The organism is Arthrobacter sp. AG258 (genome assembly GCF_004364695.1).
Taxonomy (GTDB): domain Bacteria; phylum Actinomycetota; class Actinomycetes; order Actinomycetales; family Micrococcaceae; genus Arthrobacter.
In genome coordinates, this window is the sequence record NZ_SOBI01000001.1 from 42326 (window position 1) to 66801 (window position 24476).

A 24476-nucleotide genomic window follows, 5' to 3' on the forward strand; every position below is an offset into this window, starting at 1 on the left:
TGAGGGCAAGATGGGAACATGCTGGTTCCCTCCCGCCGTCGCCTGCGGCTCGAAGTCTGGATCGTTCTGGGCCTGTCACTCGGCCAGTCGGCTGTGTACTCTGTGGTGCAGCTGCTGGATAAGATGACCCGTGCGCCACTGGCGGAGGGAACCTCCACCCTGAACCGGTCGCAGAGTACGCGGGAGTACTTTGACCTGACCTACCAGTTGCTGGACATCATCTTTGCGCTGGTTCCCGTGCTGCTGGTCCTCTACTTCCTCACGGACCAGCGCCAGGCCGCCCCGGGCGACGCCGGTTCATCAGGTTCGGCGTTCCGGAAGCTTGGGTTCAACTTTGCGCGGCCCGGAAGGGACCTGCTGCAGGGCCTGGGGCTGGCGGCCCTGATCGGGATCCCGTCGCTGGGGCTGTACGCCGCCGGCCGCGCGTTGGGAATCACGACGGCGATCATTCCCAGTGCGCTCGACGCCTACTGGTGGACGGTGCCGGTCCTGATCCTGTCCGCGATCAGGCACGCGGTCCTGGAAGAAGTCATTGTGGTGGGCTACCTCTTGGACCGCTTCGGCAAATTCGGCTGGAGCACGCCTCTCGCTATCGCCGTCAGTTCGCTGCTCCGCGGCAGCTATCACCTCTACCAGGGTTTCGGGCCATTTATCGGCAACGCAATCATGGGGGTGGTCTTCGCCTGGCTGTACACCCGAACCCGCCGCGTCATGCCGCTGGTCGTCGCCCACGCGTTGTTGGATATCGTGGCGTTCGTCGGCTTCAGCCTCTTTGGCAAGGCCGTGGGGCTGGGGTAGGCGTGGGGCATTAGCCTCGGCGGCTCGCCCCCTACGTGCGCTGTCACATCAACGACAGCAGCGACGTCCCATCGCCTCGCCGGGTCTGGCGGCAGGAGGAACGGCATAGCGTAGAAGTCGTCCCACACAGGATCTGTTGGAGGGAGTTGATCCGGCTCAATCAAGTTCCCGTCAGGCTCCTCCGTTTCCGGATCCGGGCACGTTGGGAGTTCGGCAAGCGGCAGGGTTTCTGGTGGCCAGTGGGTTGGTTGGGGGTCGTGTTGTTCGGGTTTGTAGTGGCGGCCGGTGGCTGAGGTCCAGCCGGGTGGTTTGTTTTTGGTGGCTGGGTCGGGGGTCCAGGTGCTGTGGTGTTTGAGGCGGTGGTGTCGGGGGCAGAGTTGGGCCAGGTTGTGGGTTCCGGTGGTGCCGCCGTGGTGCCAGGGGTTGAGGTGGTCGGTGTCGTTGTCGGGGGTGTGGTTGGTGCAGCCGGGGAAGGTGCATGTGGTGTCCCGCAGCCGGAGCCATTGTTTGATGGTCTCCGGGAGCCGGTAGCGGGTGCGGCCTATTTCCAGGGGTGCCCCGTCGCGGGGGTCGACCAGGACCCGGTAGAACGATTCCGCGCCGCCGGCGACGAGCTTGCGTGCCATGGATGCCGGGACCGGCCCGAATCCGTCCAGCACGGCCGGCTCCTCGGTGAGGCCGAGCAGGGAGAACACCGGGACCGTGACCAGGACATCGGCCCGCGGCGTGGGGATCTTGCCGATGTCAGTGGAAGCACATCCCGGACTTGCGTCATTACCGGAACCCGCAGCCGCGGCGGCGGGTTCGGTGTCGGCGGCCGCGGCGGTGTGCTTGGTGGTGGGCTGCAGCCCGGCGCCGAGGAGCAGGGACGCGGCGGCGTCGGCGCGCAGCTGGGTGAGGGTGCGGGGCTCGTCGGGGGTTTGGAGGCCGCGGGCGGTGGCGGTGCTGCGGTTCCAGATCGCGCACGCGGTGTCCCCGGGCAGGTAGAGCGAGAGCCAGGCCATCCCGTCGTGGTCCGGGGCGTAGTCCATCCGCCGGTCCGCCACCCCCTTGGCGTGGCGTTTTTCCAGGGTTTCGGGGTGGTGGCGTTCCCGCCAGGCCCGGACCTTCGCCCGGAACCGGGACGGGACAAGGTCACCGGGCGCGGCGCCCCGGGCGGGGTTGGGCGCGTCGGGGTCGAAGAAGTGCGCCACCAACCCGGCCGCCCCTGCAGGGGTGAGGCCTTCGGTTTCGTCGGCCACGATCCGGGCGTGCTGCCACGACACCCCACCCGCAGCCAAGGCTTCAAACACAGGTGGCAGTGAACAAACCCGCCGGGACTGCTCCACCAACGCCCCGGAAACCCCCGAACTGATGGTCAGGACCCCAGCGATCTCCTCCACCACCGACATCTCCGCGAACGTGCGCTCCTCCACCGGGGCGTCCGGCGGAAGCAAAGCACGCTGGAACCCAATGGCATCCGCCACGTCTTGGGCTTTCACCGCCGCCAGCTGCGCCTCCAACCGGGCCACCACCTCCAGCCGCCCCAGACATAACTCATACCGCCGCTGCAACACATCAACATCAGCGCCAGTGCCGGTACCGGCAGCCAGGAAATCATCTTCGCGGGTGAGTAGATCGAGCGCAGCGACAGAGGCAGAAACACCCTCCATCACCACCGCCAGATCCGCACCGATTCCCATGGAAACATCATCCAACCAGGGTCCGACATTCAAAGACTACAAGGCCTGCCGCGGAAAACAAAAGGAGGCAGGGCCGAAACCCTGCCTCCTTTGTTGACTCCTGTGCCTACCGCGAACCGTAGTTCGGTGCTTCCACCGTCATCTGGATATCGTGCGGGTGCGATTCCTTCAGCCCGGCGGAGGTGATCCGGACGAACTTGCCACGGGCCTTCAGCTCGGGGATGGTCGGCGCGCCGGTGTAGAACATGGTCTGGCGCAGGCCGCCCACCAGCTGGTAGGCCACCGAGGACAGCGGGCCGCGGTACGCCACGCGGCCTTCGATGCCTTCCGGGATCAGCTTGTCGTCGCCGGAAACGTCCGCCTGGAAGTAGCGGTCCTTGGAGTAGGACGTGTTCTTGCCGCGCGACTGCATGGCACCCAACGACCCCATGCCACGGTAGGACTTGAACTGCTTGCCGTTGACGAAGATCAGCTCACCCGGGGACTCGTCGCAGCCGGCGAGCAGGGAACCGAGCATGACGGTGTCGGCACCGGCCACCAGGGCCTTGCCGATGTCGCCGGAGTACTGCAGGCCGCCGTCGGCGATCAGTGGAACGCCGGCCGGGATGGCCGCCTTGGCGGACTCGTAGATGGCGGTGATCTGCGGAACACCCACACCGGCCACCACGCGGGTGGTGCAGATCGAGCCGGGCCCAACGCCCACCTTGATGCCGTCGGCGCCGGCGTCGATCAGTGCCTGGGCGCCCTCGCGGGTGGCGGCCTGGCCGCCGATGATGTCCACGTGCGCGGCAACAGGATCGGACTTCAGCCTGCGGATCATATCCAGCACACCCTGGGAGTGGCCGTTGGCGGTGTCCACGAACAGGGCGTCCACCCCGGCGTCCACCAAGGTCATGGCGCGCTCCCAGCCGTCACCAAAGAAGCCGATGGCTGCACCTACGCGGAGGCGGCCTTCGTCGTCCTTGGTGGCCAGCGGGTACTGTTCGGCCTTGGTGAAGTCCTTGGTGGTGATCAGGCCCTTGAGCCGGCCCTGCTCGTCCACGAGCGGAAGCTTTTCGATCTTATTGGTGGCCAGCTTGTGGGAGGCTTCGTCGCGGCTGATGCCCACGTGGCCGGTGACCAGGGGCATCTTGGTCATGACGTCGCTGACCAGCCGCAGCGGGAAGTCGGACTCCGGTACGAAGCGGGTGTCGCGGTTGGTGACGATGCCCAGCAGGCGGTTGTCCTCGTCCACCACGGGAAGGCCTGACACGCGGTAGTGGGCGCAGAGGTCATCCAGTTCCCGGAGCGTGGCCTCGGGGCGGATGGTCAGCGGGTTGGTGATCATGCCCGATTCACTCCGCTTGACCCGGTCCACCTGGTCCGCCTGGTCTGCGATGGAGAGGTTGCGGTGCACCACGCCCAAGCCACCCTGGCGGGCCATGGCGATGGCCATGCGGGACTCGGTGACGGTGTCCATGGCTGCCGAGAGCAGGGGGGTCTGCACGCTGATCCGCTTGGAGATCCGCGATGAGGTATCGGCCTCGGAGGGGATGACGTCGGTGTGGCCCGGCAGGAGCAGGACGTCGTCGTAGGTCAGGCCAATGAAGCCAAAAGGATTGTGTTCGGGCTCGGTCATGAGTGCGCCTCTTACCTTGGTTGCTGGGTCACGGGTAGGGGTTGCAGCCGATGACCAGCCCGTTATTACGGAACTGGCCTGTGCAGACGTTCTTGCGGGACCACCGTGGGATACGGCGTTCCGGGGGCAGAAAGTGTTGACTAAATATTAGAACCTCCGGCCCGATCCCCCTATTCCAGGCCCGCAATGTGAGCAACCGCACTCAGCTCCATCCGGTTGCGGCCAGCAGGCGTTGCTCGAACATGGGGATCATGGTCTCCACATAGGTCCGGGTCAGGTGGTTGTCGTCCTTGTAGACGTAGACGTTCCCGACGACGGCAGGGCAGACGCCGCGGGCGCAGATGAAGTCGCTCATATCCATCAGGTGAAGGCCCGGTACCTTGCCGCGGTAGTTCTCCAGCGGCGAGGGCTCCACGAGGGACTCGGCCAGCGACGGGTTGCACTCCGGCGCGTCGGCGCCGTTGCGTTGCGCACACTCGGGCATGTTGAACGTGAACCTGGGGTTGTCCCGGATGCCCACGATCTCGATGCCCGCCTCGGCGAACGGAGCGACTCCTGCAAGGTAGCCGGGCACCTCCGTTTCGAAGGGCGCGTCCTCATGCGTCAGCGACGCCACTGTGAAGACAGCATCCGGACGATGTTCCAGGACGTAGGCGGAACTGGCCCTGTTGTAGGCGTTGCATTCCGCGTTGCGGGTTTCCGATTCCGCGCCGAACCGGCACGCGGGCATGAGTAATGTCACCAGTTCCCAACCGCGTGCAGCGGCCACCGGAGCCAGGGCGGCAAGGTACTGCTGGGCGTGCGAATCCCCCAGCACCACGATGCGTTTGGTGGCCGGTTCTTCCGGCAGCTCCTGGCGGCACCCCTCCAGGATGGGGTCGTCCGTGGCGTTTGAACCCGTGCAGGGCGAGTCGATTCCGGCCCAGTCGTTGTCCAGTGCAGTCGGGCCGGGAATGGTCCTTGCCCGGGGAGCCGGCACGTTTTCGTTCTCCGGGGTGAGCGCCAACGCACCCGGCGTCAGCTCCCGGGGCTGTGCCGCCGTCGCGCTTTCCTCCGCGGTGAGCGATGTCTGCCAGACGGCGACGGGACCGGCCAGCAGCGCACCGCAGGCAACTATGACGACGGCGGTGCGCCACGCCCGGAGCTTGGGCCAGTGCCAGTCGCGCAACGGTTTTTCAACGAAGCGGGTGGTCAGGAAGGCAAGTACGACGGCGGCTGCAACGATCCCGAGGCCCTGCTTGAGGTTGGGCGCCTCCACCCCCGTGGCCGCCAGGGCCAGCACCAGCAGGGGCCAGTGCCAGAGGTAAAGGGCGTAGGAGTTGTCGCCCAAGGCGACCGCCGGGCGGCTGCTCAGGAGCCTGTCCACGCCGAAGCGGCTGCCGGACTGCCCGGCGACGATGATGGCGGCGGCGGCCAGTGTGGGCCAGAGGGCCACAAAGCCGGGAAAGGACCTGTCGACCGTGAGGAGCAATCCGCACGAGACCATGCCGGCGAGCCCTGCCCAGCCCAGGACCACCCTCAGCGCGCGGCCGGGCCGCAGGTACGGCAACGCCAGCGCCAGCAGCGACCCGAGGGCGAACTCCCAGAGCCTGGCGCCGGTATCGAAGTATGCGTAGGCCTGGTTGGTGGCCGTCTGGTCAATCGAGTAGGCCAGGGACGCGGCGAACACCACGCCAAAAACCACGGCCAGCAGGCCCCGGTAGGCCATGCGGCGCAACAGGGGGATCCGGCGGGCGGCGGGCAGGAGCGCGGCGGTTGCGGCGAAGATCAGCGGCCACAGGATGAAGACTTGCCCCTGGATGGACAAGGACCAGAAGTGCTGCAGCGGGCTGGCTCCTGCGTGGTCCTGGGCGTAGTAGTCCACCGCGGCGTCAGCCAGTACCCAGTTTTGGCTGTACAACAGCGAGGCCCAGGCTTGGTCCAGGATCTGCGGCCAGCGGCTTTGGGGCAGGATCAGCCATGTGCCGGCCAGCACCCCGAGGATCACCACGACGGCGGCCGGCAGGAGGCGCTTGAAGAGGTGCAGCCAATGGGCCATCAGCCGGAAGGGCTGGCCGGACTCTGCCTTGCGGACAAAGGAGAGCGTGAGCAGGAAGGCCGAGATCAGCAGGAATACGTCCACCCCGCCGGACACGCGTCCCAACCAGACGTGATAGGCCACGACCATGAGGACCGCCAGTGCACGCAGTCCCTGTACCTCTGGCCGGAAGGTCGGTTTACGGTCGCGTCCGGGGGCTTGTCCCGCTGGTTGCGGCGCTGTCCGGGTTCCTGTCATCGACACTCCAAAACCCCTCACGCCGCCGGCCAGCCAAAACATTAAGCCTACGCACCGGGGTTTGGAAGGGCCAATCCGGGGTCGGGCGCGAACTAAGCTGGGCCGAGGTGCGGAAGGGAGCCGGCGTGATTGTCCAATTGCGGATTTGCGTGCCCAAAGAATTGTCCGAGGTGACGGTGCAGTATTGCCGGGACCAGGTGGGAACGGCGGGGGTGGCGTTGGTTCCCGGCGCGTCCGTGGTGCCGGCGGGCGACGTCATCGAGGTCCAGGTCGCCAGGGAATCCGTGGAGGAACTCCTGGAGAAGCTCCAGGTCCTGAAGATCCGCGACGTGGGATCCGTGGCCATGACGACGCCGGAGTTCGTGCTCTCCAGCAGTGCCGACCGGGCGGAGCATGCCGCTCCCGGGGACGGCGCGGACGCGGTGATCTGGGACGACGTAACGCGCCAAACCGGTGAGGACTCCAGGCTGACCTGGAACTTCCTGGCCTTCCTGGTGCTGGCAACCCAGCTCGCCGGAATCGGCATCGTGACCGATTCGCCGATCGCAATTGTGGGTGCCATGGCGGTGGGACCGGAGTTTGGGCCGCTGGCCGCCCTCGCCGTTTCGCTGGCCACCCGGCAGTGGAAGCTTGGCCGCCGCGCCGCCATTGCCTTGGGGGTCGGGTTCCCCGTGGCCATGCTGCTGGCGGCATTGACTGCATGGCTGTCCATCCCGCTGGGCCTCTTCCCGCGCAATGCCCTGGATACGGGTTCGGCCGTCGAATTCATCTACCATCCGGGCCCTTATTCACTGATCGTTGCCGTGCTGGCGGGTATCGCGGGCATGCTGTCGATTATCGGCAGGCGCTCGGCGGCACTCATCGGCGTATTCATCTCGGTGACCACGGTCCCGGCCGCCGGGTACGTTGCCGTTGCCTTGGTGCTGGGTGAATACCCGAAGGCGGCCGGCTCGGCCCTGCAGCTGTTGCTGAACCTCGTCGGCATTGTCGTGGCCGCGGTCGCGGTCCTTCTCTTCTACCGGTTGGTGGCCAGGCGGCGGCCCGCGGCAGCGGCGCACAGCGTGCGGGGCCAACGGAGCGGCCTGCGCCACTGAGCGCCCCAGCACCCGCACAGCCGACAAGGCACAGTCCGCTAAGGACGCAGCAAGGCCCGCAGGGTCCGGATGGTGTCGGCTTCGGCCGGCGATTTGTCGTCCCGGTAGCGCTTCACCCTGGCGAACCTCAGGGCGATCCCGCCCGGGTAGCGCGGTGACGGCTGGACGCCGTCGATGGCGATTTCGACGACGGTGACCGGCTCAACCCACACGGTGCCGGCGGTGCGGCGCACCTCGAGCTCCTGGAATGTCTCCGTCTGCCAGCGGAGCAGCTCATCGGTGAGCCCCTTGAAGGTCTTGCCCACCATGACATAGCCGCCTGGTTCGCCGAAGTCCCCGTCCGGGTCCAGTGCGCCGAGGTGCAGGTTCGAGAGCAGCCCGGTCCGGCGGCCCGACCCCCATTCACAGGCAAGCACCACCAGGTCGTAGGTGAGCACCGGCTTGACTTTCACCCAGTTGGATCCCCGCCGTCCGGCGGCGTAGGCGGACCCGATGGCCTTCACCACCACACCCTCGTGACCCGCAGCCAGCGCCTCGCGGGACACCCGTTCAGCAACCTCCGGGTCCGCCGTAATTTCGCCCGGGATCCGATGGTCCGGGGCAATCCGTTCCAACGCGTCGATGCGCACCGACAACGGTTCGTCCAGCAGGTCCCGCCCGTCGATGTGCAGAACATCGAAGAACCAGGGGTGCAGTACCGTTTCCCGCACGGCATCCGCGCCGAACCGGGCCATGGTTTCCTGGAACGGCCGCGGGCCGCCGTCTTCACCGAGGGCCAGGGTCTCGCCGTCGAGGATCACATCCTGCACCGGCAGCCCGCGGACCAGGTCAACCACCTCCGGGAGGCGGTGCGTGACATCGGCGAGGTTGCGGGTGTAGATGCTGACCTCGGCGCCGGACCGGTGGACCTGGATCCGGGCGCCGTCGAGCTTGTATTCCACCGAGGCTTCTCCCGTGGTTTCCAGGGCTTCGCCTGGACTGGCCGCCGTGGCGGCAAGCATGGGCTGCACGGGGCGGCCGACGACGAGGCCCACCGCCTCCAGCTCGGCTGCGGTCCCGGTCATGGCGAGCAGGGCGGTCCCGCCGAGATCCCCGGAGAGCATCGCGGCACGCCGTACGGCGGCAACGGGCCTGTCCGCAGCGCGGGCCACGGCATCGGCCAGGACGCCGTCGAGGGCGCCGGTGCGCAGCTCACCCAGCAGGACGCCGGAGATGAAACCCTGCTCCCCCGCCGTCGCAGCCCGCATCAGGTTCCCGAGCGTCGCGGCGCGACCGGCCGCCGAACCTGCCCCCGCGGTGGCGAGCAGCGTGTCCAGGGCCGCGTCGAGGTCGGCCACAGTGAGGCTTGCTTCCAGGGCCGGTTCGGCCTTCGAAGCCGCGACGCTGCGCCATCCGACACCAACACGGCCCTGCCGGGGCTTCGCCGCCAGCAAGCCCACCGCCGTCGGAATCTCCGCCGGTTCAAGCCGGCGCAGCAGGTCCGCCAGTGCATCCACCTTCGCCAGGCGGGAGCGGGTGGACGCCACGGCGTCCGAGGTTTTGACGAGCTCGAGGAGCAGCATGGCACCATCCTGCCACGCGCCGGCTCCCTGCTCTGGACAGCGCCCAAGGCCCCTCCCACACTGGACGCATGGGATTCATCGTGGCAAACCTGTTCATCACCCTCGACGGCGTCTACCAGGCTCCCGGCGGCCGGGAGGAAGACACCTACGGAGAGTTCGCCTTCGGCGGCTGGCAGGCACCGGTGTCCGACGACGAGGGCGGCGCCGCCATTGCCGCAGAGATTGGCCGCATGGATGCCCTGCTTCTCGGCCGGCGGACCTACGACATCTTTTCGGCCTACTGGCCGCACCAGGCAGGGGACATTGCTGATGCACTCAACCGGGTACCGAAGTTCGTGGTCTCGCGCACGCTGTCCGGGCCAGGCTGGGCAGGCACCACAGTCCTGCCGGATGAACGGGCTGCAGGACGCCTCGGTGACGAGTTTGGGGAGGTGCACATGTTCGGCAGCGGCGTCCTGATCCGCTCGCTGCTGGCTGCGGATGTCCTGGACCGGCTGCACCTCTGGCTCTATCCGGTCACGCTGGGCCAGGGCAAACGCCTGTTCGACGCCGGCACTGTCCCGGCGTCGTACCGCCTCGCCGAGCCGGTACGCAGCTTCCCGAAAGGGGCTGTCTCGCTGGTGTACGAACGCGCGGGCGGGGTTGAAACGTCCGAGATGGCCGCAACCTGAGCCGAGCCCCGGGTGCACAAAAAACCGGCCCAGCAGATGCTGGACCGGTTTTCTGCAGGTGAAGACGGGCAGGATCAGTGGCTGTGGCCTGCGTGCTCGTCCTCTTCGGCCGGCTTCTCCACGACCAGGGTCTCGGTGGTGAGAACCAGGGCGGCGATGGAGGCCGCGTTGCGGAGGGCAGCACGGGTGACCTTGACGGGGTCGATGACACCGGCAGCGATCAGGTCCTCGTACTCGCCGGACTTGGCGTTGAAACCGTTGTTGGTTTCGAGGTCGGCCACCTTGGAGGTGATGACGTAGCCGTCGAAGCCGGCATTCTGGGCGATCCAGCGCAGCGGCTGGACCAGGGCGCGGCGGACGATGCCCACGGCAGCAGCAGCGTCGCCTTCGAGTGCCTTGACGGACGGGTCCTCATCCAGTGCCTTCAGGGCGTGGATCAGGGCTGAGCCGCCACCAGCCACGATGCCTTCTTCGAGGGCAGCGCGGGTGGAGGAAACGGCGTCCTCGATACGGTGCTTCTTTTCCTTCAGCTCAACCTCGGTGGCAGCACCCACCTTGATGACGCCGATGCCGCCGGCCAGCTTGGCCAGGCGCTCCTGGAGCTTTTCACGGTCCCAATCGGAGTCGGTGCGGGTCAGCTCGGCGCGCAGCTGCGCGACGCGGGCCGCAACGTCTTCGGCCGAGCCTGCGCCGTCGACGATGGTGGTGTTGTCCTTGGTGACGGTGATGCGGCGGGCGGTGCCGAGCACCTCCAGGCCCACGGTGTCCAGGCTCAGGCCCAGTTCCGGGGACACAACCTGTGCGCCGGTGAGGGTGGCGATGTCCTGGAGCATGGCCTTGCGGCGGTCACCGAAGCCCGGTGCCTTGACGGCCACGACGTTCAGGGTGCCGCGGATGCGGTTGACGATCAGCGTGGACAGGGCCTCGCCGTCGACGTCCTCGGCGATGATGAACAGCGGCTTGGAGCTCTGCAGCGCCTTTTCCAGCAGCGGCAGGAATTCCTGGATGGAGGAGATCTTGCCCTGGTTGATCAGGATCAGGGCGTCCTCGAGGACGGCTTCCTGGCGTTCTGCGTCGGTGACGAAGTACGGGGACAGGTAGCCCTTGTCGAACTGCATGCCCTCGGTGAGGACCAGTTCGGTCTGGGTGGTGGAGGACTCTTCGATGGTGATGACGCCATCCTTGCCCACCTTGCCGAAGGCCTCGGCGAGGAGTTCGCCGATTTCGTCGCTCTGCGCCGAGATGGCGGCAACGTTGGCAACCTGGGTGCCCTCGACGGGGCGTGCGTTCTCCAGCAGGCGCGCGGCGACGGCTTCAACCGAAACCTCGATGCCGCGCTTGATCTGGCCGGGGGCAGCACCGGCGGCAACGTTGCGCAGGCCTTCCTTGACCAGGGCCTGTGCCAGGACGGTGGCGGTGGTGGTGCCGTCACCGGCAACGTCGTTGGTCTTGGTGGCGACTTCCTTGGCCAGCTGGGCGCCAAGGTTCTCGTAGGGGTCGTCCAGTTCGACTTCGCGGGCGATGGTGACGCCGTCGTTCGTAATGGTGGGGGCGCCCCACTTCTTGTCCAGGACGACGTTGCGGCCGCGGGGGCCGAGCGTCACCTTGACGGTGTTGGCGAGCTTATCGATGCCGGCCTCGAGGGCCCGGCGTGCAGCGTCGTCAAACGCAAGCTGCTTTGCCATGGTTTTGTCCTTTCAAAGACAGAAACCCCGCACTGCCGGCCAGCATAAGCGTGGCCGGCGGCACGGGGATCCGAAAGAGTTACTTGACGACGATCGCCAGGACGTCGCGGGCGGACAGCACGAGGTACTCGGTGCCGCCGGTCTTGACTTCGGTTCCGCCGTACTTGGAGTAGATGACGACGTCGCCAACGGCTACGTCGACAGGAACGCGGTTGCCGTCTTCGAAGCGGCCGGGGCCTACTGCAACAACTTCGCCTTCCTGCGGCTTCTCCTGTGCGGAGTCCGGGATGACCAGGCCGGAAGCCGTGGTCTGCTCGGCTTCGAGCGGGCGGACAACAATACGATCCTCAAGAGGCTTAATAGAGACCGACACTCGGACCTCTCCTTTTCGTCAGCAAATTCGTGGACTGGAAAGCTTTCCGCCGTGGCTGGCAAACCGTCGTCGCGGTGCCGGCAGCAGCCTGGCTGGCAGCTCTTCATGTGTTAGCACCCTCCGGGGGAGAGTGCTAATTGAAACTCTATGTAAGGGTTAGCACTCGGTCAAGGCGAGTGCCAGTTTTTCGTCATCGGCGTATTCCGTTGGGCGCGGTTTCGGAAGCAGCGGGGGCCCAGGCAGCTTCAGCGGCCCAGATCGTCGAAGTCCACGTCTTCGCCGCCGTCGGCATCACTGCCACCCTGCTTCCGGCTACGGAACAGCACCCAGCCCGCAGCGGCCGCGGCGAGCAGTGCGGCCACCAGGAAGAAGATGCTCCCTGCCCGCGCGCCGTCGTACAGTCCGCGGATGTCGCGGGCTTCCTGCGTGTTGTCCGAGATGTCGTTGCCGCCCACCGAGTAGACAGTGGCGTTGAATGTGTCCAGGACAAAGATGATCACCAGAAGCGCGATGCACACCAGTGCCACCACGGCCGCGGCGATCAGGACCGGGCGGGCAAACCGGGCAGGACCCCGTTCCTTGGGGTCGTGTTCGCCGGTGTCCCCGGGGGCTGCGGTTTCATCCATGGTGTCCACACTATCGGCAACCCCGCATGCGCTCCTCCACTAGGCTGGAACCCATGGCTCACGCTCCCCAGGACCAGATCGCACCGCTGCTGACCCCCGAAGGCTGGGAGCTGTTGGCCTCCCTGGGCCCATACCGGGACGAGGATTCCTTCGAACTCAACTCCGCGCTCCGGAAGGCCGGCCATCCTGCCGGGCTGGTCTCCGCCGTCCTGACCCAGTCGCGGCTGCGCACCAAGGCCGAGGCGAAGTTCGGTGAGTTCGCCCGCCAGATGCTCTTCACCCAGGCAGGCCTGGAGCAGGCCACCCGCCTGAACGTCGCGGCGCGCCACGCACAGCGGTTCGCCGCCGCCGGGATCAGCCACGTGGCGGACCTGGGCTGTGGCCTGGGCGCCGATTCCCTGGCCCTGGCATCCCTTGACCTCACAGTGACCGCCGTCGAAATGGACGAGACCACGGCGGCCTGCGCCACGGTGAACCTGATCCCCTTCCCCAACGCCACCGTGGTGCACGCGGACGCGGCAGCGGTGCCGCTGGAGGGGGTCGACGGCGTGTGGCTGGATCCAGCACGCCGGGTCACCTCCACGTCCGGCACCAAGCGGATCTGGGACCCGGAAGCGTTCTCACCGCCGTTGTCCTTCGTTGAATCGCTCGCGGCGTCAGGGAAGGCGGTGGGCGTCAAGATGGGGCCCGGCATGCCGCACGAATCCGTGCCCGCCGGCTGCGAAGCCCAGTGGGTGTCGGTAGCCGGAGACGTCACCGAGGTAACCCTGTGGTTCAACGCCGTCAGCAGGCCGGGGGTGCGCCGCGCCGCCCTTGTCCTTGGCCCGGAAGGTGCGGCCGAACTGACCAGCGGCAACGAATTCGGTGCCGGCCCCACCGCACCGGTGGGACCGGTGGAGGGCTATCTGTACGAACCCGACGGCGCCGTGATCCGGGCCGGGCTGGTGGCGGATGTCGCGCTGGAACTCGGCGGCCACCTGGTGGATGAGCACATCGCCTACATCTGTGCTCCGGAACTTGTGGCCACGCCGTTCGCCCGCGCCTACAAAGTGCGGGAAGTGATGCCCTACAACGTCAAGGCGCTCAAAGCCTGGGTGAAGCAGGAGGGCATCACCGTGCTGGACATCAAGAAGCGGGGCACTGCCGTCACCCCCGAAGAACTGCGGAAGCAACTGCTGCCGGGCGGAAAGGCGGGCGGCAAGGGTTCCGGCAAGAAGGCCGCCGGCAAGGCCGCCACCCTGGTCCTGACCCGGATTGGCGAGGACCGGGTGGCCGTCGTGGTGGAACCCGTCCCGACCGGCATGCCCTAGGGCCGGCCGGGCGGGCCGCCCGTCCACTACTGGGCGCGCATGAACTCCTCGGCGGCCCGCACCTGCTCAGCCGTGGGCCGTACCCCGGTGTACAGGACAAACTGTTCGAGGGCCTGGATGGTGGCCACTTCGGCACCGGTGATGACCGGCTTGCCGGCTGCACGGGCGGCCCGGATCAGCGGCGTCTCGGCGGGCAAGGCCACCACGTCGAAGACCAGGCTGGCCGCTTCGATTGCCTCCGCCGGGAACGACACGGTCTCTGCGTCCGGCCCGCCGGCCATACTCCCTGCCATTCCGATGGGCGTGACGTTGATGATGAGGTCAGCCGTCCTGCCGTCGAGCGCTGCCCGCCACTGGAAGCCGTACTGGTCCGCGAGCGCCCGGCCGGAGGCTTCGTTCCGGGACACGACCGTGACGTTGGCGAAGCCGGCGTCCCGCAAGGCCGCCACCGTGGCCTTGGCCATGCCGCCGGATCCCTGCACCACCACGGAGTAGCTGGTGGGGACCTCGTTGGAGGCCAGGAGCTGCTCAATGGCCGTGTAGTCGGTGTTGTACGCCTTGAGGTGGCCATCGGTGTTCACGATCGTGTTCACGGAGTCGATGGCCTTGGCGGAGGGGTCCATCTCGTCCACCAGGGCTATGACGTCTTCCTTGTAGGGCATGGAGATGGCACAGCCCCGGATGCCCAGGCCCCGCACGCCGGCGATGGCCTGTTCAAGGTTGGTGGGCGCGAACGCCTTGTAGATCCAGTTCAGGTCCAGTTGCCCGTAAAGGTGGTTGTGGAACCGGGTCCCGTTGTTGCTGGGGCGGGCGGAGAGCGAGATGCAGAGGGTCATGTCTTTATTCAGAATGGGCACCCGACCATTAAACGCGCTCCCTGCTGCTCCCGCTCGCAAGTCACGGAGTGCAGCCGGTTCCGGCAGGATAGGGCCCGACGGCGGCAGGCAGCTTTCCGGGCGCCGTTGCCTTCCCTGCCAGGACGGCGGCGAGGGCGTCGAAGGCGGTGTCGTTGCGGCCGTAGAGCGCCAGCTTGATCGGTGCGTTGGAGTCCTGCAGCGGCCAGGGCGCGTCCAGGGCTACCGCGATGTCGCCCGCTCCCGGTGTGCCGCCGAAGCCGATGAGGTTGACCACGGGGCCGGAGCCGACGGCCAGGCCGGCACGGGCGGCAGCCGCCTCGAAGCGTTCGCGGTCCCCCGGGCCACCGCCTTGGACGCGTACCGAACCCGGCACCAGCGGTCCGTGGCAGGGGCCGGAGAGGACTGTCACGGCGGATGCCGAGACCTTGGCTGACAGGGCTGCGCCGCTGCCGGCCGGAGCACCCGCACCGGGGGTCCCCGCAGGGGCCGCTGTGCGCGCATGCCACATCATCATGGTGGCAACCCGCCTCGCGGCGTCATCGAGCCGTGCGGCCGGGAGGCTGCCAGCTGCGAGGGCTTGCAGGATGGCGGCATGCGCCTGTTCCACGTCCTCGGGCATCAGCAGCAGGTCGGCGCCGGCGGCCAGGGCCTTCACGGCGGCCGCGCCGGCAGGATACTGCTTTTCCACGGCTCCCATATTGAGGGCGTCCGTCACCGCTACGCCCTGGAATCCCAGGTTCCGCAGTGCCGCGTAGCTGGGCGCGGAGAGCGACGCCGGCACGCCGGGTTCCAGCGCGGGCACGGCGATGTGCCCGGTCATGACGACCGGCAAGCCGGCGGCCACGGCGGCCTGGAACGGTTTCCAGTCCCTGACCCGGAGCTCGTCGATGGAGGCCGGCTGGACGGGGAGGTTGAGGTGGGAATCGGTCGTCACCGAGCCGTGCCCGGGGAAGTGCTTGACGGTGGGGAGGATGCCTGCGTCCAGCATGCCCCGGGAGAACGCCACGCCCTGCGCTGCCGCCACTGCCGGATCGGCGGACATCGAGCGGGCACCGATGGTGGGGTCCTTGGGGCCGATGGTCACGTCCGTGTCGGGCGCGAAATCGAGGTCGAACCCCAACGGCAGCAGCTCGGCGGCCAACGCCTTGCCGGCCTGGCGGGTCAGGTCTTCGCTGCCCGCGGCGCCGTAGCTCATGGGCACCGGCCATTCGGTGAGCGGGGCGCCCAGGCGGGCCACTGCGCCGCCTTCCTGGTCCACGCCGATGATCCCGGGCCATGGCCGGCCGTCCGCGGTGGCGGCCTGACGCAGCCGCTGGTTCACGGCCCCCATCGCGGCCACGTCCACCTTCCCCTGCGGGTCGCGCGGGACGTTGTCGCCCATGATGATGGACCCGGCCAGGTGGAGGCGCTGGATGAGCGCCGCGTGGGCTTCCACCTGGTTGCCCTTGAAGAACGGGAGCAGGACCTGGCCGGCTTTTTCCTCCGGCGTCATGGCCGCCACAGCCGCCACGGCGGCGTCCTGGTCCCGCTGCTCGGGGCCCCACCCCAGGGGCCGGGAACCCGGATCAGGTGACGGGGAAGCCAAAGGGGGCGCCGGCGTCGTACTTTCCGAGGCGGACGCGCTGGGCGCAGGTGCCGTCGACGACGGCGGCGCGGCGCTGGGCGAGGCGGTGCAGGAGCTCAGGGCAACGGCTGACAACGCGAGGATGAGGGGAAAGGATTTGGCGGGACTGTGACGCAGCGGGAACGAGGCCATCAGTACGATGCTACCCCTGGACTAGACTTGGACCATCCGTTCGCCTGCCGGCTGCAGCCTGTGAGCGGCACCAGCCAGCGGCAAACCGGACAGTAAGGAATTGTGTGAAGATCGACTTCGCGTCATCGAGGCAGTCAACCCTCGGTGTTGAGTGGGAGCTCGCTTTGGTGGACGGAAAGACGGGCGAGCTCGCCTCCGTCGCCAACCAGGTGCTCCGCGGGGTGTCCTCCCGGCACCCGGAACTCAACGAAGACGACGAGCACCCGCACATCAAGCAGGAACTCCTGCTCAACACCGTGGAACTCGTCACCGGGATCTGCGAAACGGCCGCCGAAGCCAAGGCGGACCTCAGCCGGTCCGTGGCCGCGGTCCGCGAAATCACCGATCCCATGGGCGTGGAGTTGTTCTGCGCGGGCAGCCACCCGTTCAGCCCGCCGCAGCTGCAACCGGTCACGGACAAGGCGCGCTATGCCAAGCTGATCGACCGGACCCAGTGGTGGGGACGGCAGATGGTCATTTACGGCGTCCACGTCCATGTTGGACTGGACCGCCGGGACAAGGCGCTGCCCGTCCTGGACGGACTGGTCAACTACTTCCCGCATTTCCAGGCGCTCTCTGCCTCCAGTCCCTTCTGGGGCGGTGAGGACACGGGCTACGCGTCCCAGCGGGCCTTGATGTTCCAGCAGCTCCCCACCGCGGGGCTGCCCTTCCAGTTCAAATCCTGGGCGGAGTACGAGTCCTACGTCCAGGACATGTTCACCACCGGTGTCATCGACACCATTTCCGAGATCCGGTGGGACATCCGGCCAGTGCCGGCCCTGGGCACCATCGAAATGCGCATCTGCGACGGCCTGGCCACGCTGGAGGAAGTGGGTGCCATCGCCGCCCTCACCCAGTGCCTGGTGGATGAGTTCTCCACCACCCTGGACAACGGCGGCACCATCCCCACCATGCCGCCGTGGCATGTCCAGGAAAACAAGTGGCGCGCCGCCCGCTACGGCATGGATGCCATCATCATCCTGGACGCCGCAGGCAAGGAACAGCTGGTCACGGACCACCTGCTGGAGACGCTGAACCGGCTGGAGCCCGTGGCAGCCAAGCTGCGCTGCTCCGACGAGCTCGCCGACGTCGAGAAGATCATCCGCCGCGGCGCCGGATACCAGCGACAGCGCCGGGTGGCAGCCGAAAACGGCGGAAACCTGCAGGCTGTGGTGCTGGACCTGGTCAAGCAGATGCGCAACGGCCCCACCGCCTAGTCTGCTTCTGCCGAGGCGGGGAACTTCGGCACGGACACGCCGGCCGCCGTCGTGATGTACGACGGCGGGGCCGCCAAAGCGGCCCGCGGCGGTTCGCTTTCGCCGGGCCCCTGCCGTCAGGCCGGCAGCGACACCGAGGTGACCGGCAGCGACGAGTCCGGGGCGAAGCCGATTCCGCTGGGTTCCACGCCGGCCATCACCAGTTGCGCACCGAGGGCTGCCACCATGGCGCCGTTGTCGGTGCAGAGATCCAGCGGGGGAACGTGCAGCCGGATCCCGGCCGACGCGCAGCGTTGCCCGGTCAGTTCCCGCAGGCGTGAATTGGCCGCCACCCCGCCGCCCAGCAGGACGTCCTTGATTCCGTGCTCGCGGCAGGCCAGCACCGCCTTGGACGAAATCACGTCCACCACCGCTTCCTGGAAGGCGGCAGCGATGTCAGCCACCGGGATCTCCTCCCCGCGGGCCTCGAACTGCTCCACGCAGCGGGCCACGGCGGTTTTGAGGCCGCTGAAGGACCAGTCATACCGGTGCGGCCCCGGCTGGTCCGCCGTGCCCATGTACTTGGGCTGGCTCAGTCCCCGGGGGAAGCGGATGGCTTTGGGATTGCCGTTGCGGGCCACCTTGTCGATGGCCGGCCCACCGGGGTAGCCCAGGCCCAGGATGCGGGCCACCTTGTCGTACGCCTCACCGGCGGCGTCGTCGATGGTGGCGCCCAGGAGCTCCACATCGCTGGTGATGCTGTTGATGCGCAGGATCTCCGTGTGGCCGCCGGACACCAGCAAGGCGCCCAGGTTGGCCGGCAGGTCCTGCGTCCTGCCCGTTGCCCGGTCATCCAGGAGGCCGACACCAACGTGGGCCACCAGGTGGTTGATCGCGTACAGCGGCTTCCCGGTGGCGACGGCGAGCGCCTTGGCGGCGCAGACTCCCACCATGAGTGCGCCCGCGAGTCCGGGGCCTGATGTCACCGCGATGGCGTCCACGTCGGCAAGGCGCACGTCCGCGTCCGCCAGCGCCTGCTCCAGGGTGGGAACGAAGGCGTCCAGGTGTGCACGGGAGGCAATCTCCGGGATAACCCCGCCGAACCGGACATGCTCGTCCATCGAGGAGGAAACGGTGTTGGCCAGGAGGGTGGTGCCGCGGACAACCCCCACGCCTGTCTCATCGCAGGAAGATTCGATCCCCAGGACCAGGGGCTGCGTACGGTTCATTGCCTGCCTGCTTCCGTTGCGTCGTCACCGGCGGTTTGAGCGGCCAAGGGGAGCCGCATGATCAGGGCGTCCACGCCGTCGCGGTAGTAGCGGGGACGGATATGGATCTGCTCGAAACCGAACCGCAGGTACAGCTGCTGGGCCCGCGGATTGTCCGCCCGGACTTCGAGCAGGACGTCGGCGGCGCCCCGCCGTCGGGCCTCTCCGATGAGCCGGGTGAGCAGGTCGCTGCCGATGCCGCGCCCTTCGTACTCCGGGACGACGGCGATGGTCTGCACGTCTGCGATCGGCTCGATGCACATCAGGCCGGCGTAGCCCACGATGCCGTCATTGCCCTCCGCCACCAGGTAGCGGCGTGTTTCCGGCTGGGACAGCTCATCCAGGAACATCTGCACTGGCCAGGCATCGATCGGGAACAGCCGGTGTTCGAGGAGTCCGACGGCGGGGACATCGTCCAAGGTCATGTCCCGGACCGTGATTCCCGCCGACCGCGGATCCTGCATGGTGTTCACAGTGCCCTCTTCCGTGGTCCGGGGACCTGGGCGTCGGATTCGCGGAGGTACAGGGGGGTAGAGTCCAACAGGGCTTCTCCGGAGGCCAGCCTGGCGAGGGCGAACTGGCCAAGGTAGAGCGCGTCCGGCTGCTCGGCCGCGAATTCCGGGTGGGCATCCAGGACGTCGCCGTAGAGCCCGGCACCGGCACCGAACGCGGGCAGTTCGGGAAGGTCCGCGGCGACACTGACGTGCGGACCGTCCTGGAGCAGCGGCAACTGGCCGTCGGCCAAGCTGTAGCGGGCCCAGTAGACCTCCTTGCGCCGGGCATCGGTGACCACCAGGAATTCCGGGGCGGCAGCGGTGGATTCGGCCACTTCCAAGGCCACGGCGTCGAGGCTCATCAGCCCATGCAGGGGTTTGCCCCAGACGAACGACAGTGTGCGGGCCGTGGCAATGCCCGAACGCAGCCCCGTGAACGGTCCGGGGCCGACGCCCACCACCAGGGCGTCGAGGTCAGCGCCGTTGACCCCGGCCTCGGACAGCATGGCGTGGATGCCGGGCGCGAGCACCTCGGCGTGGCTGCGGGTGTCCGCCGTCGCGAAGCTCGCGACCACGCTTTCAGGGGCGTCGTCGGACACCAGGGCGGCGCTGGCCACCGCCGAGGTGTCAATGGCGAGGATCAGCATGGGAGTCCCCCTTCAAAACCGCCCAGCGCCGGTGCCGTCGCCCAGCGGGGCCCGTATCCGCGCACCACGATGGTGCGCGGTTCGTCGTTGTCGTCGTCAAAGTCGAGGGTTGCGGACGGGCCGCCCGTGGTGCCGGCGTCACCTGCGGCTTCCGCGGCGGTGCCAAGACCGATGGCACGGTGCAGGTCGATCTCCAGGCGGCTCTCGCTCAGGTGCTCCACCCGGTCAAGGCCCCACTCCACCACGGTCACCGAAGAGTCCATCGTGTTCTCGAGGTCGATGTCATCGATCTCCGCCGCAGATCCCAGGCGGTAGGCATCCACGTGCACCAGGTCCGGGCCGCCTGGCCGCGGACCGTCCGGCAGGTTCGGGTGGATGCGGACCAGGACAAAGGTGGGCGAGATGATGCCAGCGCGGACACCCAGCCCCTCCCCCAGGCCTTGGGTAAAGGTTGTCTTTCCGGCGCCAAGTTCACCGGAGAGGACCAGCAGGTCTCCGGCCTGGAGCACCTCCGCAATATGCCGGCCGAGCGCCTGCGTCTGCTCCGCCGTCGTCGCAGCCAGCGTCACTTCCCAGTTGGCGGCCGGCCGCCCTGTCCCGCTCATGCCGCTCCCGCGTTACCGGGTACGCCCGCCAGGCCGGGGCTGCTGCCGGCCGGCTGGTCCTCGTTGATGAAGCGGCGCGGAACCCGCGGGCTGATGCGGGTGACCACCTCGTAATTAATGGTTCCTGCCGCCTGTGCCCAGTCGTCAGCCGTGGGACCGCCGTCGGCACCGGTCCCGAACAGCACCGCTTCGGCACCGAGCAGGCCGGAATCCCGGGCCTCCGGCCCAAGGTCGATGACCATCTGGTCCATCGCGATCCGCCCCACCACCGGGTAGGTCTTCCCGGCCACGCGGACGGGGCCGCCGGTGGCCACGCGCGGGACACCGTCGGCATAGCCCAGCGGAATCAGCGCCAGTGTGCTGGCCTCCCTGGTCCGGTAGTGCAGGCCGTAGGAAACGCCCTGCCCGGCCGGAACCCCTTTGCACTGGGACACCAGTGTGCGCAGCGTCATGGCAGGGCGAAGGCCAAGTTCCGCGGACGTCTGGCCTTCGAACGGCGAGAGCCCATAGATACCCAGGCCAACCCGCACCAGGTCGAAGTGGGTATCCGGCCGGGACAAGGTGGCGGGGGTGTTGGCCAGGTGCCGCACTTCCGGGTCCACGCCCGCGTCCTCGGCAATGGCGAGGGCTTCCCTGAACGCCGCCAACTGGTCATCAGTTTCAGGGCGGTCCGGTTCATCGGCCACGGCCAGGTGGGAGAAGATTCCCACCACGCGCAGCAGACCCTGGTCCTGGTATTCCACGGCTTCGCCCACCAGGCGGTCCCAGGCTTCGGGGGTGGCACCGTTGCGCCCCAGGCCCGTGTCCACCTTGAGGTGCACGCGGGCCGGACGCTCCTGTTCGCGGGCCGCGGCAACGATCCGTTCCAGTTCCCACCCCGAGCAGCCAATGTCGACGCCGGCGGCAACGGCGGCGCCAAAGTTGCTGTCGGTGGTGTGCAGCCAGGCCAGCAGCGGTGCGTCGATACCGGCGGCGCGCAGCGCAAGGGCCTCGGAAATGTGGGCCACCCCCAGCCAGGCCGCACCCGACTGCAGGGCCGCACGGGCCACGGGAACGGCGCCGTGCCCGTAGGCATCGGCCTTGACCACGGCCATGACTTTCGCGGGGGACGCGGCGTCGGCCAGCCGGCGGACATTGTGCCGGATGGCATCCAGGTCGATCACCGCGGACCGTTCGTGGCGGGGGTCCGGCCCGGAGGCAGCACTGAAATCACCGGTTGTTGCGGGGTAAGTCACCTAAGTGATTCTAGTGCGGGCACTTCGCGCCGAATAATCGGCGACGGCCTGGCCTCAGGCGTCCGACAGGTGGGCGATGGTGGCGGCCGCCCGGCGCTGGGCAGCGAGCGGTACGTCCTGGACGATGTCCGCGAGGAAACCGAAGCGCCGCAACCACTGGCTCGTCTGCCGTTCGGGGCGGGCGTTGGCGCGTTTCCACCAGTCGGCGATGTCGCCCCAGCCCGGGGCTGCCAGCGATCCGCCCACCTCCTGCACCGCCAGCGATGCGCACAGGTTGGCGAACCGCAGCCGGTCCCCGAGCGGCCACCCGGCCAAGGTACCCACGATGAACGCGGCGTCGAAGCAGTCGCCGGCACCGGTGGGGTCATGCGCCTTGACCGGAAGGGACGGCACCCATTCCTCCTCCCCGGTTTGGGAATCGACCGCCATGGCGCCCTGGGCGCCGAGCGTCACCACAGCCACCGGAACCCGGTCCGCCAGCGCGTAGAGGGCGCTCCAAGGGTTGTCCTTGCCGGTGAGCGCCATGGCCTCGCGCTGGTTGGGCAGGAAGGCGTAAAAGTGCTGCAGGTTCTCGAGCCGCACCGGCGCCCACTCCCCGCTGGGATCCCAGCCGACGTCGCCGAAGAGCCGAACTCCCGCCGCGTGGGCCGCTTTCGCCCACGGTTCCACTTCCACACCCAGTTCTGCGATGCCGGCCAGTGCCCGGGGCGGGTCCCCGATCAGCTCGGAGTTGGTCACCGGTGCCGAATGCCCGTGGGTGACCATTGAGCGGTCCTGGTCCACGCACAGGGAGACCGTCACCGGGGAATGCCAGCCCGGGACGCGGCGGGAGAGGCTGAGGTCCACGTGTTCCTGGCTGGACAGGATCTTCCAGTTGAAGTCGCCGTACCCGTCATCGCCGAAGGCTGCCGCCAGGCCGGTCCGCAGGCCCAGCCTTGCGGCGGCGATGGCCTGGTTTGCCACCCCGCCCGGACAGCTGCCCATGCCGTCGCTCCAGACTTCCGTCCCGGGCTCCGGCCCGTGCGGCAGTCCGGTGAAGATGATGTCCTGGAAAACGGTCCCGGCCAGCAACAGATCGAATCCCGGCTCGACGGGTGAACGGACGGCGGCCAAGGGATCGAACGGGCGTGCGGGAATCGCGTCCATGTTCGGCACAATACGCCGTGGCGCCATGCGGCGGTAGGGGCGCAGGAACGCTGTGGACAAGCTGGCCGGCACGGGTCCTAGACTGCATGGTATGCGGCTTATGATTGCGGGCGGCGGGGGTTTTCGCGTGCCCCTGATATACCGGGCCCTGACGTCCGGCCGCTATACCGGGCTGGTCACCGAGGTGGTGCTTTACGACGTCGATCCTGCCCGGCTCGAAGCCGTCACCGCAGTCCTGGCCAGCATGCCCGGCGGCTCGGGTGCCGGGCCCGCCGTGCACGCCACTACGGATCCCGCCGGGGCCCTCGAAGGCACTTCCATGGTGTTCGCCGCGATCCGGCCCGGCGGCACCGCGGGCCGGATCACCGATGAAAAGGTGCCGCTGGGCCTGGGGTTGCTCGGCCAGGAAACGACAGGAGCCGGCGGGATTTCCTACGCCCTGCGGACCATTCCCCCCATGCTGGAGCTGGCCCGGCTGATGCGGGAACACTGTCCGAACGCGTGGCTGATCAATTTCACCAACCCCGCGGGCATGGTGACGGAGGCGCTGCTCCCCGTGCTGGGGCACCGGGTCATCGGAATCTGCGATTCAGCGGCCGGCCTGGTGCAGCGGGCTGCGTCGGCCGCCGGCGTCCCCCTGCCGGAGGGGCGATTGGGCGGCGTCGGCTACTACGGGCTGAACCATCTTGGCTGGCTGTACCGCCTTGAAGCCGGCGGCCGGGACGTGCTCCCGGACCTGCTCGCCAACGCGCCGGCCCTCCAGTCGTTCGAAGAAGGCAGGCTTTTCCCACAGCCGTTCCTGGCCAGCCTGGGCATGCTCCCCAACGAATACCTGTACTACTACTACCGGCGCGACGCCGCCCGGCAGGCCATGGACGCCATGGCGCAGACCCGCGGCGAGGCCATCCACAGCCAGCAGCAGGAGTTGTATCCCCGGCTTGCCGCGGCCGGCCCGGACGCCTACCGGCTGTGGGAAGAGGCCCGCAGGTCCCGGGAAGAGGGATACCTGGCCGAGGCCAGGGGAGCCAGCGAGCGCCGGAACGAGGAAGATTTGGCCGGCGGCGGCTATGAACGCGTTGCCCTGGCCGCCATGCGCGCCCTCGCCGGCGGCGGGGACACGCAGCTGATCCTCAACACCCGCAACGTCCTCCCGGCCGCCGGCGAAGCAGCCGAAACGGCCCCGGAACGTCCCGCTCCCCAGGCCGCCACGGCAGATTCGGCTATTCCCCAACCGGCCATCCCCGGCCTGCCGGCGGACGCCGTCGTCGAAGTTCCCTGCACCGTCACCCCCGCCGGCGCCGCCCCGCTGCCCCAGCAAGCGCCTGCCGGACCGCAGCTCGAACTGATCCGGCAGGTCAAGGACGTCGAACGGCTCACCGTCCTGGCCGCTGCCGAGGGCAGCCGCGACGCCGCCGTGCAGGCCTTTGCCCGCCACCCGCTCGTGGCTTCGACGGACCTGGCCGCCAGGCTGCTGGACGGATACGAGCAGGCGTTTCCGGCACTGGGGAAGATCTGGGCGGGCGGCGGGCGTTGAGTGAA

The 24476-nt window shown here is 68.2% G+C and carries 20 protein-coding genes and 1 pseudogene; 6 read left to right on the top strand and 15 right to left on the bottom strand.

Going from position 1 to position 24476, the window contains the following annotated elements; all coding sequences use genetic code 11:
- Positions 1 to 18: 18 nt before the first annotated feature.
- Positions 19 to 798, top strand: coding sequence for a CPBP family intramembrane glutamic endopeptidase (locus tag DFO47_RS00145; RefSeq protein WP_133830286.1), 780 nt, complete (start codon positions 19 to 21; stop codon positions 796 to 798).
- A gap of 545 nt (positions 799 to 1343) precedes the next feature.
- Here the strand turns inward: DFO47_RS00145 and DFO47_RS00150 are convergent.
- The 3 genes and pseudogenes from DFO47_RS00150 to DFO47_RS00160 all read right to left on the bottom strand — a co-directional run.
- A pseudogene (locus tag DFO47_RS00150) lies at positions 1344 to 2480 on the bottom strand (DUF222 domain-containing protein); the annotation flags it as partial.
- Between the two features lie 106 nt (positions 2481 to 2586).
- Positions 2587 to 4098 (bottom strand): IMP dehydrogenase, encoded by a 1512-nt coding sequence (gene guaB / locus DFO47_RS00155; protein ID WP_018760372.1) that lies wholly within the window; start codon positions 4096 to 4098, stop codon positions 2587 to 2589.
- A 202-nt stretch (positions 4099 to 4300) separates the two neighbouring features.
- On the bottom strand, positions 4301 to 6373 hold the full coding sequence (locus tag DFO47_RS00160; protein ID WP_109044408.1) for an acyltransferase family protein: 2073 nt from the start codon (positions 6371 to 6373) through the stop codon (positions 4301 to 4303).
- Positions 6374 to 6498: 125 nt separating this feature from the next.
- On the opposite strand from DFO47_RS00160, the gene DFO47_RS00165 reads away from it, so the two are divergent.
- Positions 6499 to 7467, top strand: coding sequence for a DUF389 domain-containing protein (locus tag DFO47_RS00165; RefSeq protein WP_133830287.1), 969 nt, complete (start codon positions 6499 to 6501; stop codon positions 7465 to 7467).
- Between the two features lie 38 nt (positions 7468 to 7505).
- Here DFO47_RS00165 and DFO47_RS00170 read toward each other — a convergent pair whose 3' ends face one another.
- Positions 7506 to 9029, bottom strand: coding sequence for an ATP-dependent DNA ligase (locus DFO47_RS00170; RefSeq protein ID WP_133830288.1), 1524 nt, complete (start codon positions 9027 to 9029; stop codon positions 7506 to 7508).
- Between the two features lie 68 nt (positions 9030 to 9097).
- On the opposite strand from DFO47_RS00170, the gene DFO47_RS00175 reads away from it, so the two are divergent.
- Positions 9098 to 9700: a dihydrofolate reductase family protein gene (locus DFO47_RS00175; RefSeq protein WP_109044405.1), complete on the top strand. Its 603-nt coding sequence runs from the start codon at positions 9098 to 9100 to the stop codon at positions 9698 to 9700.
- Between the two features lie 74 nt (positions 9701 to 9774).
- Here DFO47_RS00175 and groL read toward each other — a convergent pair whose 3' ends face one another.
- The 3 genes from groL to DFO47_RS00190 form a co-directional block, all read right to left on the bottom strand.
- Complete coding sequence (groL, locus tag DFO47_RS00180; protein ID WP_018760377.1) at positions 9775 to 11385, bottom strand: chaperonin GroEL; 1611 nt, start codon at positions 11383 to 11385, stop codon at positions 9775 to 9777.
- A 79-nt stretch (positions 11386 to 11464) separates the two neighbouring features.
- On the bottom strand, positions 11465 to 11758 hold the full coding sequence (gene groES / locus DFO47_RS00185; protein WP_003805290.1) for a co-chaperone GroES: 294 nt from the start codon (positions 11756 to 11758) through the stop codon (positions 11465 to 11467).
- A 245-nt stretch (positions 11759 to 12003) separates the two neighbouring features.
- On the bottom strand, positions 12004 to 12384 hold the full coding sequence (locus DFO47_RS00190) for a hypothetical protein (RefSeq protein ID WP_026264283.1): 381 nt from the start codon (positions 12382 to 12384) through the stop codon (positions 12004 to 12006).
- A gap of 53 nt (positions 12385 to 12437) precedes the next feature.
- Here DFO47_RS00190 and DFO47_RS00195 point away from each other — a divergent pair, with 53 nt between their 5' ends.
- Complete coding sequence (locus tag DFO47_RS00195; protein ID WP_133830289.1) at positions 12438 to 13694, top strand: class I SAM-dependent methyltransferase; 1257 nt, start codon at positions 12438 to 12440, stop codon at positions 13692 to 13694.
- Between the two features lie 26 nt (positions 13695 to 13720).
- Here DFO47_RS00195 and DFO47_RS00200 read toward each other — a convergent pair whose 3' ends face one another.
- Positions 13721 to 14551 (bottom strand): shikimate 5-dehydrogenase, encoded by an 831-nt coding sequence (locus tag DFO47_RS00200; RefSeq protein ID WP_279586685.1) that lies wholly within the window; start codon positions 14549 to 14551, stop codon positions 13721 to 13723.
- A gap of 40 nt (positions 14552 to 14591) precedes the next feature.
- Complete coding sequence (locus DFO47_RS00205) at positions 14592 to 16043, bottom strand: glycoside hydrolase family 3 N-terminal domain-containing protein (protein ID WP_133830641.1); 1452 nt, start codon at positions 16041 to 16043, stop codon at positions 14592 to 14594.
- A gap of 368 nt (positions 16044 to 16411) precedes the next feature.
- Between DFO47_RS00205 and DFO47_RS00215 the strand changes: the two genes are divergently transcribed.
- A complete protein-coding gene (locus DFO47_RS00215; RefSeq protein ID WP_109044400.1) occupies positions 16412 to 17563 on the top strand; it encodes a glutamate--cysteine ligase in 1152 nt (383 codons plus the stop codon).
- A 116-nt stretch (positions 17564 to 17679) separates the two neighbouring features.
- On the opposite strand, the gene tsaD is transcribed toward DFO47_RS00215, so the two are convergent.
- Genes tsaD through DFO47_RS00245 form a run of 6 tightly spaced genes read right to left on the bottom strand, consistent with a single transcriptional unit; the run spans position 17680 to position 22937 of the window.
- Positions 17680 to 18771, bottom strand: a complete 1092-nt coding sequence (tsaD, locus tag DFO47_RS00220) for a tRNA (adenosine(37)-N6)-threonylcarbamoyltransferase complex transferase subunit TsaD (protein WP_133830291.1) — start codon at positions 18769 to 18771, stop codon at positions 17680 to 17682.
- A complete protein-coding gene (gene rimI / locus DFO47_RS00225) occupies positions 18768 to 19274 on the bottom strand; it encodes a ribosomal protein S18-alanine N-acetyltransferase (protein ID WP_133830642.1) in 507 nt (168 codons plus the stop codon). Before rimI ends, tsaD begins: the two co-directional genes overlap by 4 nt.
- A gap of 5 nt (positions 19275 to 19279) precedes the next feature.
- Positions 19280 to 19951, bottom strand: coding sequence for a tRNA (adenosine(37)-N6)-threonylcarbamoyltransferase complex dimerization subunit type 1 TsaB (gene tsaB / locus DFO47_RS00230; protein WP_109044398.1), 672 nt, complete (start codon positions 19949 to 19951; stop codon positions 19280 to 19282).
- Positions 19945 to 20556 carry a tRNA (adenosine(37)-N6)-threonylcarbamoyltransferase complex ATPase subunit type 1 TsaE gene (tsaE, locus tag DFO47_RS00235; RefSeq protein ID WP_133830292.1) on the bottom strand — a complete coding sequence of 204 codons (612 nt, stop codon included), beginning with the start codon at positions 20554 to 20556 and terminating at the stop codon, positions 19945 to 19947. Before tsaE ends, tsaB begins: the two co-directional genes overlap by 7 nt.
- A complete protein-coding gene (gene alr, locus DFO47_RS00240) occupies positions 20553 to 21791 on the bottom strand; it encodes an alanine racemase (protein WP_018760388.1) in 1239 nt (412 codons plus the stop codon). Before alr ends, tsaE begins: the two co-directional genes overlap by 4 nt.
- A gap of 54 nt (positions 21792 to 21845) precedes the next feature.
- Entirely contained in the window at positions 21846 to 22937 is a 1092-nt protein-coding gene (locus DFO47_RS00245) for a carbohydrate kinase family protein (RefSeq protein ID WP_026264285.1), read from the bottom strand.
- 91 nt (positions 22938 to 23028) lie between these two features.
- On the opposite strand from DFO47_RS00245, the gene DFO47_RS00250 reads away from it, so the two are divergent.
- Positions 23029 to 24471, top strand: coding sequence for a 6-phospho-beta-glucosidase (locus DFO47_RS00250; protein WP_133830293.1), 1443 nt, complete (start codon positions 23029 to 23031; stop codon positions 24469 to 24471).
- Positions 24472 to 24476 lie beyond the last annotated feature (5 nt).

Excerpts from the sequence above, each read along its gene's own strand:
- DFO47_RS00195 (WP_133830289.1), top strand. The coding sequence starts at position 12,438 with ATGGCTCACGCTCCCCAGGACCAGATCGCACCGCTGCTGACCCCCGAA.
- guaB (WP_018760372.1), bottom strand. The coding sequence starts at position 4,098 with ATGACCGAGCCCGAACACAATCCTTTTGGCTTCATTGGCCTGACCTAC.
- DFO47_RS00145 (WP_133830286.1), top strand. The coding sequence starts at position 19 with ATGCTGGTTCCCTCCCGCCGTCGCCTGCGGCTCGAAGTCTGGATCGTT.
- groL (WP_018760377.1), bottom strand. The coding sequence starts at position 11,385 with ATGGCAAAGCAGCTTGCGTTTGACGACGCTGCACGCCGGGCCCTCGAG.
- tsaD (WP_133830291.1), bottom strand. The coding sequence starts at position 18,771 with ATGAACCGTACGCAGCCCCTGGTCCTGGGGATCGAATCTTCCTGCGAT.
- DFO47_RS00250 (WP_133830293.1), top strand. The coding sequence starts at position 23,029 with ATGCGGCTTATGATTGCGGGCGGCGGGGGTTTTCGCGTGCCCCTGATA.
- tsaB (WP_109044398.1), bottom strand. The coding sequence starts at position 19,951 with ATGCTGATCCTCGCCATTGACACCTCGGCGGTGGCCAGCGCCGCCCTG.
- tsaE (WP_133830292.1), bottom strand. The coding sequence starts at position 20,556 with ATGAGCGGGACAGGGCGGCCGGCCGCCAACTGGGAAGTGACGCTGGCT.
- rimI (WP_133830642.1), bottom strand. The coding sequence starts at position 19,274 with ATGCAGGATCCGCGGTCGGCGGGAATCACGGTCCGGGACATGACCTTG.
- DFO47_RS00160 (WP_109044408.1), bottom strand. The coding sequence starts at position 6,373 with ATGACAGGAACCCGGACAGCGCCGCAACCAGCGGGACAAGCCCCCGGA.
- DFO47_RS00175 (WP_109044405.1), top strand. The coding sequence starts at position 9,098 with ATGGGATTCATCGTGGCAAACCTGTTCATCACCCTCGACGGCGTCTAC.
- DFO47_RS00190 (WP_026264283.1), bottom strand. The coding sequence starts at position 12,384 with ATGGATGAAACCGCAGCCCCCGGGGACACCGGCGAACACGACCCCAAG.
- DFO47_RS00245 (WP_026264285.1), bottom strand. The coding sequence starts at position 22,937 with ATGGACGCGATTCCCGCACGCCCGTTCGATCCCTTGGCCGCCGTCCGT.
- DFO47_RS00170 (WP_133830288.1), bottom strand. The coding sequence starts at position 9,029 with ATGCTGCTCCTCGAGCTCGTCAAAACCTCGGACGCCGTGGCGTCCACC.
- DFO47_RS00205 (WP_133830641.1), bottom strand. The coding sequence starts at position 16,043 with ATGACGCCGGAGGAAAAAGCCGGCCAGGTCCTGCTCCCGTTCTTCAAG.